At 35.8% G+C, this 425-nt stretch carries 1 protein-coding gene; it reads right to left on the bottom strand.

Annotation, left to right across the window (positions count from 1 at the left end; genetic code table 11):
* Positions 1–114 precede the first annotated feature (114 nt).
* Positions 115–423, bottom strand: coding sequence for a hypothetical protein (locus tag JUI58_RS00120; RefSeq protein ID WP_348539799.1), 309 nt, complete (start codon positions 421–423; stop codon positions 115–117).
* Positions 424–425 lie beyond the last annotated feature (2 nt).

Below are 425 nucleotides of genomic sequence, written 5' to 3' on the forward strand. Positions count from 1 at the left end.
CACCTCAAACATAATTTGGGATAATTTATCAGGAGAGGCGATCGCACTTTCTCCTATTTTCCTAAAATAACATATTATTAAGATGGGCGCACTATCCCCGAAACGCGATCGCCATCAAGAGAGAGGATTAGGAAAGAAAACTAACTTTCCCAAAACCGTTAATATTCCCGTCACCAAAATTCCTACAATACCAAAAAATCCAATTGTGATACTATTGAGACGAGAATTGGTTGACTCGATTTGTTTCTCTAGAGAAGATTTTGTATCATCGATGCGCTGATTTGTATTATCGATACGTTTTTCTAAAGAAGATTTTGTATCATCAATTCGCTTTTCTACATGACCAACTCTCTCATCAAGTCGTTTGATTTCTCCTTTAACTTCAGTAAAACCAACTTCAACTTTTGTTGCTAAAGAATCAATCT

It is taken from the genome of Spirulina sp. CCY15215 (genome assembly GCF_016888125.1).
Lineage (GTDB): Bacteria > Cyanobacteriota > Cyanobacteriia > Cyanobacteriales > Spirulinaceae > CCY15215.